3 protein-coding genes and 1 pseudogene are annotated in these 6,381 nt (G+C 72.1%); 1 reads left to right on the top strand and 3 read right to left on the bottom strand.

Annotation, left to right across the window (positions count from 1 at the left end):
- Nucleotides 1-18: 18 nt before the first annotated feature.
- The 3 genes from ACEXHE_RS09555 to ACEXHE_RS09565 all read right to left on the bottom strand — a co-directional run bounded on the left by ACEXHE_RS09555 (nt 19) and on the right by ACEXHE_RS09565 (nt 5,953).
- Nucleotides 19-2,616, bottom strand: a complete 2,598-nt coding sequence (locus ACEXHE_RS09555) for a hypothetical protein (protein WP_374785626.1) — start codon at nt 2,614-2,616, stop codon at nt 19-21.
- Nucleotides 2,613-4,304 (bottom strand): hypothetical protein, encoded by a 1,692-nt coding sequence (locus tag ACEXHE_RS09560; protein ID WP_356967497.1) that lies wholly within the window; start codon nt 4,302-4,304, stop codon nt 2,613-2,615. The genes ACEXHE_RS09555 and ACEXHE_RS09560 overlap by 4 nt, the downstream gene beginning before the upstream one ends.
- 80 nt (nt 4,305-4,384) lie before the next feature.
- Nucleotides 4,385-5,953 (bottom strand): hypothetical protein, encoded by a 1,569-nt coding sequence (locus tag ACEXHE_RS09565; RefSeq protein ID WP_356967499.1) that lies wholly within the window; start codon nt 5,951-5,953, stop codon nt 4,385-4,387.
- A 35-nt stretch (nt 5,954-5,988) separates the two neighbouring features.
- Here ACEXHE_RS09565 and ACEXHE_RS09570 point away from each other — a divergent pair.
- Nucleotides 5,989-6,381: pseudogene (locus ACEXHE_RS09570) on the top strand (transposase); the annotation flags it as partial.

Here is a 6,381-nt window from a genome sequence, read left to right on the forward strand (position 1 = left end):
CCAGTTGTGGTGCAGACGTCAGTCCCGCCGCTGGCGCAGCACCTCGTCCGCACGTGCCTGCACATCGGACACGCGGGCCAGGATCTGTGCCACGGCACGCTGCAGTGCCTCGATCCGCTCCTGGGTGTCCCGCCGGGTCCGCTCGGCCACGGAGAGGGACTCGATCTGCTCCACCTCGCGCCAGGCGGCCACCAGGGACCGCTCGTAGAGCCGCTGCTCGGCCTCCTGCGGTGAACCCGCCGGCCCCGCACCCAGCACCGCCACAGCGGAGAGACGGGACTCGTCCAGTCCGACCATGAGCTTCTCCAGCGACTCCTTGACCCGCCGCAGGGCGGCGCTGCCGCGCCCGAACCGTCCGGCGCCCACGGAGAGTCCGGCCAGCGTCTCCACCAGCGCCAGCAGGAGCAGCAGCCCCGCGGTGAAGGCCACCCACAGCACGACGGCGACCACCCCCTCGCTCGCCTCGGGCCGGTCCGCCCCATTGGACTGGAGCCCTCGGCCCACGCTCTCCAGTTCGCTGCCCACCCGCACGTCCACCAGGCTCCCGTCGGAGATCCGGGTGCTGTCCCTCTCGTAGGCGTGGGGCGCCAACCTGCTCCGTTCCCCCTCGGACACGGCCCCGGTAATGGGATACAGCACGCTGAAGACGTCCTCCTCCCACACCATCACGGGCACGATCACCGTCCCGGGCAGTAGCTCGCCGGTGCGCTCATCCACCTTCTCCGGGAACTCGGACTTCAACCGCCACAGGGCCTCCACGGTGGCGGCCGGATCCAGCTCGTAGCTGAGCTCGGTGCTCTCACCGGTCCGGTCCAGGTAGGACTCGGCGTCCCGGACGGCCACGGTCACGTCCACGGGCTCCACGAACGCCCCGTCCACGAACCGCAGGATGCCCTCCTCGCTCAGGTCCCCCAGCTCGGGCCCGTCGATCTGCACGGCGTCCACGGGCTGGTCCCCGGTCAGCTCCCATCCGGGGGCACGGGTGACGGATTCGGCGATGATCAGTGCCGGCAGCAGGGTGAGCACAGCCGCTCCCCCGGCGGCCACCAGCCAGGTCAGGCGGGACAGCCGCGGACGGTCGTCACCGCGGGTGGTGTGGAACCACGCATTCCCTTCCCGACGACGGCGCCCACCGGGGGCTGCCCCCTCGCCGAGGCGATCGATCCAGGAGGTCACCGCGGGCAGGGGGCCGTCGTCGGACACTGCAGTGGCGGTGTCCAGGTCCTGGTGCGGGCCGATCAGTGCTCGGGCGGCACCGTGGGCGCGCGCCAGGCTGGCCAGTGCGTCCCGCGCCGGTGCCGAGTTCAGTCCCAGACTGTCCCGCAGAGCCTGGGTGCCCTCCAGTCCGGGGAGGGGTGCGAGCTCGGAGGAGTCTCGGGCCCCTGGGTACCGGACGAGCTGCTGGCGCACGGCCTCGGCGGCGCGGCCCAGGCGTTCCTCGGCCCGTTGCCAGTCCTGCTGGAAGCTCCCGCCGATCCGGTCCGCGGAGCCCTTCGCCCCGTCGCCGGTGGCCTCCTCTGCGGCTGGCCCCCAGGCCTCGATCTGGCCCAGCAGGTCGGCGTGCGCGGCCTCCAGTTCGGCGGAGGTGTGCGCGTCCAGGGTCCGGCGGGGGGCCTCGGCGAGCCGGGCCAGCAGGGTCCGCGAGGCGTAGACGAGCGGCTGGGCGATCTGATCGAGCACGGTGTCGCCGCCCTCCAGCCGGGCGTGCACCCGCCCGGACTGCTCCAGCGCGTGGGCCTGCTCGGCCAGCTCCCGGGCGGAGTCCCGGTAGTCCTGGATGTCCGCGGCCAGACCCTCGCGCAGGGCCGGGTCGGTGGAGTTCAGGCGCAGCAGCAGTCCCTCTTCGCGCCGGGCCAGGGGCAGGGCCTCCTCCTGGAGCCGCCGCCAGGCCTGCTCGAATCCGGGTGGTCGCTGCCCCTCGGGAACGGCCAGGTAGGAGACCTCCAGGGCCTCGTGGTCCAGGATGACCCGGGCCACGTCCAGCCGGCCGGCCCGGAAGGTCCGCTCCACAGCGGTGTCCTGGCGCCGCAGCCGGGCCCAGAGGGTCAGCGCCACCAGGGACAGTGCACCGCCGCCGGTCAGCAGCCCGATCCACAGCCACATCGAGCGCGGCAGCCCCCGGTAGGTCTCTTCGCCGGCCGTGCGGGCGGCCTCCACCACCGCGGAGGGTCCGTGGCCGAGGTCCCGGTTCCCGGTGAACGCCTCGTGGATGTCATACCGGGACCGGGTGGGGTCGGACAGGGCGCCCAGGGTCACCTGGTTCAGGCCGACCCCGTCGAACCGGGCCTCAGCCTCGGGGTCCGCTTCGCGCGTGGGGATGGACAGCACCAGGTCAGCCTCGGTCTCGGCACCCCGGTAGATCTGGCCGTAGGTGATGAACTTGTCCGTCACCCGCAGCGTCAACGGCCGCCAGGAAGGCACGGAATCCTCCCCGAGCGCCGCCTGCACGGTCTGCTCGGAGATGTTGTACGGCAGTCCCTCCTCCACCTGGATCTGGACCGCGTGCTGAGGTTGTGCGGTCAGGGTGAACGCCCCGGCCGCTCCGGCTCCCAGGGTCAGGGCGGTGAGCGTGGCTGCCGTCCAGCCCAGCACCCGGGTGTTCTGACTGGACTTCATGTGCGGTCCCCCCGCCGTGCACGCCGGCCCCGGGACCGCCCCCGGGACGCCGGACCGCCAGCCGTCTCCAACGTCTCGGCCCGGTGCAGGTCCACCAGGGGGTCGGAGGCCTCCCAGACGTCCTCGTCCCGGCGCAGGTGGACGTCCTCCCCGCCCTGCACCACCAGGGCCACGGACACCCGTTCGGCGTCCACGCGCATGGCCTCCAGCCGGTCCAGCAGCTGTCCGGCCACCACTCCGGGGTGCGCGGCGGCCTCAGAGGGTTCGTCCTGGCGGCCGCGGAGTCGGCGCAGCAGCCCGCTGAGCCCGGACCCCGCGGGATCCTGCCCCTGGCCGACCTCGCGGTCCAGGATGGCGCTGACCTCGTCCAACTCGTGGGTGTGATCCACCACCATCTGCAGGGCTTCGGGGCCGCTGCGGAACCCGCTGACCCGGTGCTGCTGGGCCAGCCGGTTCAGATCGCGCAGCCGGGCCCGATGGGCGGAGATGATCATCTTCACCACCACCGGGTCCGCCGCCACCCCGTGGGTGAGGACAGTGCCGAGCCGTTCGTAGGCCTCGGCCGCGTAGTCCAGCCGCGCGGCGAGTTCATGGTCGTCCTCCGGGGCGATGGTGCGCTGCACCGCCCGCTGCTCCACCTGCTCCAGGGTGGCCGGCAGTCGGTGCAGCTGGCGTTCCAGCCGGCCGCGGACCACCCCGCGCACCGCCCCGACCCCTGGCAAAGCCGAGCCGTCGAGCGCCCCCAGCGTGCCGTCGTCGGGAATCTCCAGAGGCGCCAGAATGCTGGCCGGCGCCTGAGCCATCCGCTCCAGCCGCCGCATCCGGGGCCGGGACTCCTCCCCGAGCAGCTCGGTGAGGTCCTGTCCGCTGGCCACCGCCTGGCGGTAGCGGCGCTGCCCCGCGCCGCTGCGCATCAGCCCGCGCACACCCAGCCACCCCAGGATGAGCAGGACCACGGCGCCCAGCGCCCCGAGGAGCCAGGGCCACGGACTGGGCTGGATGCTCGTGCGGTCCACGGCGGTGGTGATCATCCGTTCGATCCCGCCGGTGTAGTCGCCCTGCGCGAACGGGTCCTCCCCCGCGGAGGCGATGGCGGCGGTGACCTCTTCGGCGGTCCCGTCCAGGTCCACCTTGGTGCCCTCTTGGAAGAACACGTCCGCGGGTCCGGATCCGGGGGTCTGGGGCAGGATCACGGTGATGATGGACCAGTCCTCGCCGACCAGGTGACCACCATGCTCCACGTCCAGCCAGTCATCGCGCAGGATTTCCGGGTGGACCATCAGGATCATGCTCCCGGCCAGCGACCGGGCGTGGGGGCTTCCGGCTGGTTCGCGGTCCATGGCCACCAGGATGCGGCGCTGCCCCATCTCCAGCTTCCCGACGGCGGCCACCAGGGCTTCGGCGTCGATCTCGCCCTGGAGTTCGTCCATGATCGCCAGGTCCAGGTGCTCGGTGCGCGTGGTGACGCTGGGGACTTCCCGCTCCCCCTCCTCCAGATTCGGCGGTCCGGGTTCCGTGGGGGTGATGGTGGGGTAGGCCGGGCCGGAGGGCTGGGTGGGCTGGGGAGAGCTGGTGGGTTCAGCGGTGGCCGAGGCGTTGGCCGGGTGCGCGCTGAGCAGGGAGAGGGTGAGGACGGCTACGGCGCCCATCAGTCCCGCGGTGGCCCGGCTGGTTCTGGTGCGGTGCATGCTCGCCCCCTCGGCTGCAGTGTTCGTCTCTGGTGTCAGCGTACTGGGCGGGACGGACACGTTCAGGGCTCAGCCCCGTGTCAGGACTCGCGTGCGGAGCGCAGCAGAGCCTCGGCCCGGTCCTGCACCAGGGACTCGCGGGCGCTGATCTGCCGGACGGCTGCCTGGAGCTCCTCGATGCGTGCGGTGGTGGCCGGGCGCATCCGTTCGCAGACGGTGAGGGATTCGATGGCCTCGGCCTCACGCCAGGCGGCGACCAGGGCCCGTTCGTACACGCGCTGTTCGGCCTCGCGCGGGGAGCCGGCCGGTCCGGCACCGAGCACGGCCACGGCGGAGAGACGGGACTCGTCCAGCCCGAGCATGAGCTTCTCCAGCTCGGCCATGGCGGTGCGCAGGTCGGCCCCGCCCTGCGTGAACCGTCCGGCGCCGGCGGACAGGCCGGCGGTCTCCTCCGCCAACGCCACCAGAGCCAGGGGCAGCGCGGTGATCCCGAACCACAGGATGACGGTGTAGATCCCCTGGTCGATCGGTGGCCCGGTGATGCTGGCCCTGTGCTCGATCGGGTTGAACTGCGGGTCCCAGGCCGGATAGTCGAAGAGTCGGTCGGCCACCATCAGAGCGGGGAGCCCCGCCAGGGTCCCCCAGATCGCGACGGCCGAGATCCACCCCCACCGGGACAGGCCCTGCGCCCGTCCGGTCTCCGGGTCCGCGCCGGAGCAGCTCCCGGCCCTGCACCGGCGGGTGCATCTCGGCGAAGGTGGCCATCTCCCGGGCGAGGAGCGTGCGCAGTGAGTCCACCTCACCGTCCGAGGTCTGGGCAGGATCGTCCGCACCCGGGCCGTCCAGGTCCGGGCGGGCCCCAGATGACTCTGCGCGGCAGCCGCGGCCCGGCCCAGGTTCACCATCAGATTGCCGCCGGGCTCCGGGTCCAATCCGAGCTGTTCGCACAGGACGCCCAGCTCGTAGGGCAGACGGTCAGCGGTGTTCGCCCCGGCGGGTTCGGCCCCGGGGAGCCGTTCGATCTGCTCGGCCACGGCCAGCACGGCCCGGCCCAGCCGGTCCTCCGCCCGCTCCCAGTCGCGCAGCACCCTCGCCGCGTGGTGGGGATTCTGTTCAGATCCGGTGTCCGGGGTCCACTCCTGGACGAGGGCCAGGAGGTGATCGAGAGCTGACTGCAGCTCGTCCTGGGCGGGACGGTCCACGGTGCGCTCAGGCGCCAGGTGGAGCCGGGACTGCAGGCTGCGGACCCTGCTGACGAGTGGTTGGGCCACCCGGTCCAGGACGGTGCCGCCGCCGACCTGCTGACCGTGCACCCGGCTGGACTGCATCAGAGCCTGTGCGTCGGCGGCCAGGTCGCGGACGTCTGCGGTGAAGTCGTCCACATCCTCCTCCACCAGGTCGAACCCCCGCTGGCCGGGATCGGCGACCTGCGGGGCGAGCTGTTCCTCGGCACGGGCGGACCGCAGCGCCTGCTCTCGGATCCGCTCCCAGGCCTGGGTGAACCCGTGGGGGCGGTGTCCCTCGGGCACCGTGAGGAAGGAGACCCCCAGGATCTCGTGGTCCAGGATGACCCGAGCCAACTGGAACCAGCCCTCGCGGAAGGTGCGCTCCACCGCGGACTCGCGGCGCCGTCGTCGTGCCCATCCCACCAGCGTGAGGACGGTCAGGGCCGCACCGCACAGGGCCAGGCCCAGCCCGCATCAAGCGACTCAAGGGGGTCGCCACAGCGGACGACCTGGTCAACCGGAAATTCCATCGCCTCGAACTCAACGAACTGTGGGTCACCGACATCACCGAGCATCCCACCCGCGAAGGCAAGGTCTACTGCGCCGCGGTCTTGGACGCTTGCAGCCGCAAAATCATTGGCTGGGCCATCGACTCCAATCAGGACTCCACCCTGGTCGTCAACGCTCTGGACATGGCAATCCGTGCACGCCAGCCAGGGCCCGGAGGGATCGTGCACGCAGACCACGGAGTCCAGTTCACCTCCTGGGTCTTCACGCAGAAGATCCGCTCCGCGGGACTGCTGCCCTCGTTCGGGACCGTGGGAGATGGCCTGGACAATGCGATGATGGAG

Origin of the sequence: Micrococcus sp. IITD107 (assembly GCF_041927415.1) — a bacterium.
Classification (GTDB): domain Bacteria; phylum Actinomycetota; class Actinomycetes; order Actinomycetales; family Micrococcaceae; genus Citricoccus; species Citricoccus terreus.

Bases quoted from the DNA above. Each gene is read 5' to 3' on its own strand.
- ACEXHE_RS09555 (WP_374785626.1), bottom strand. From the start codon at position 2,616: ATGAAGTCCAGTCAGAACACCCGGGTGCTGGGCTGGACGGCAGCCACG.
- ACEXHE_RS09560 (WP_356967497.1), bottom strand. From the start codon at position 4,304: ATGCACCGCACCAGAACCAGCCGGGCCACCGCGGGACTGATGGGCGCC.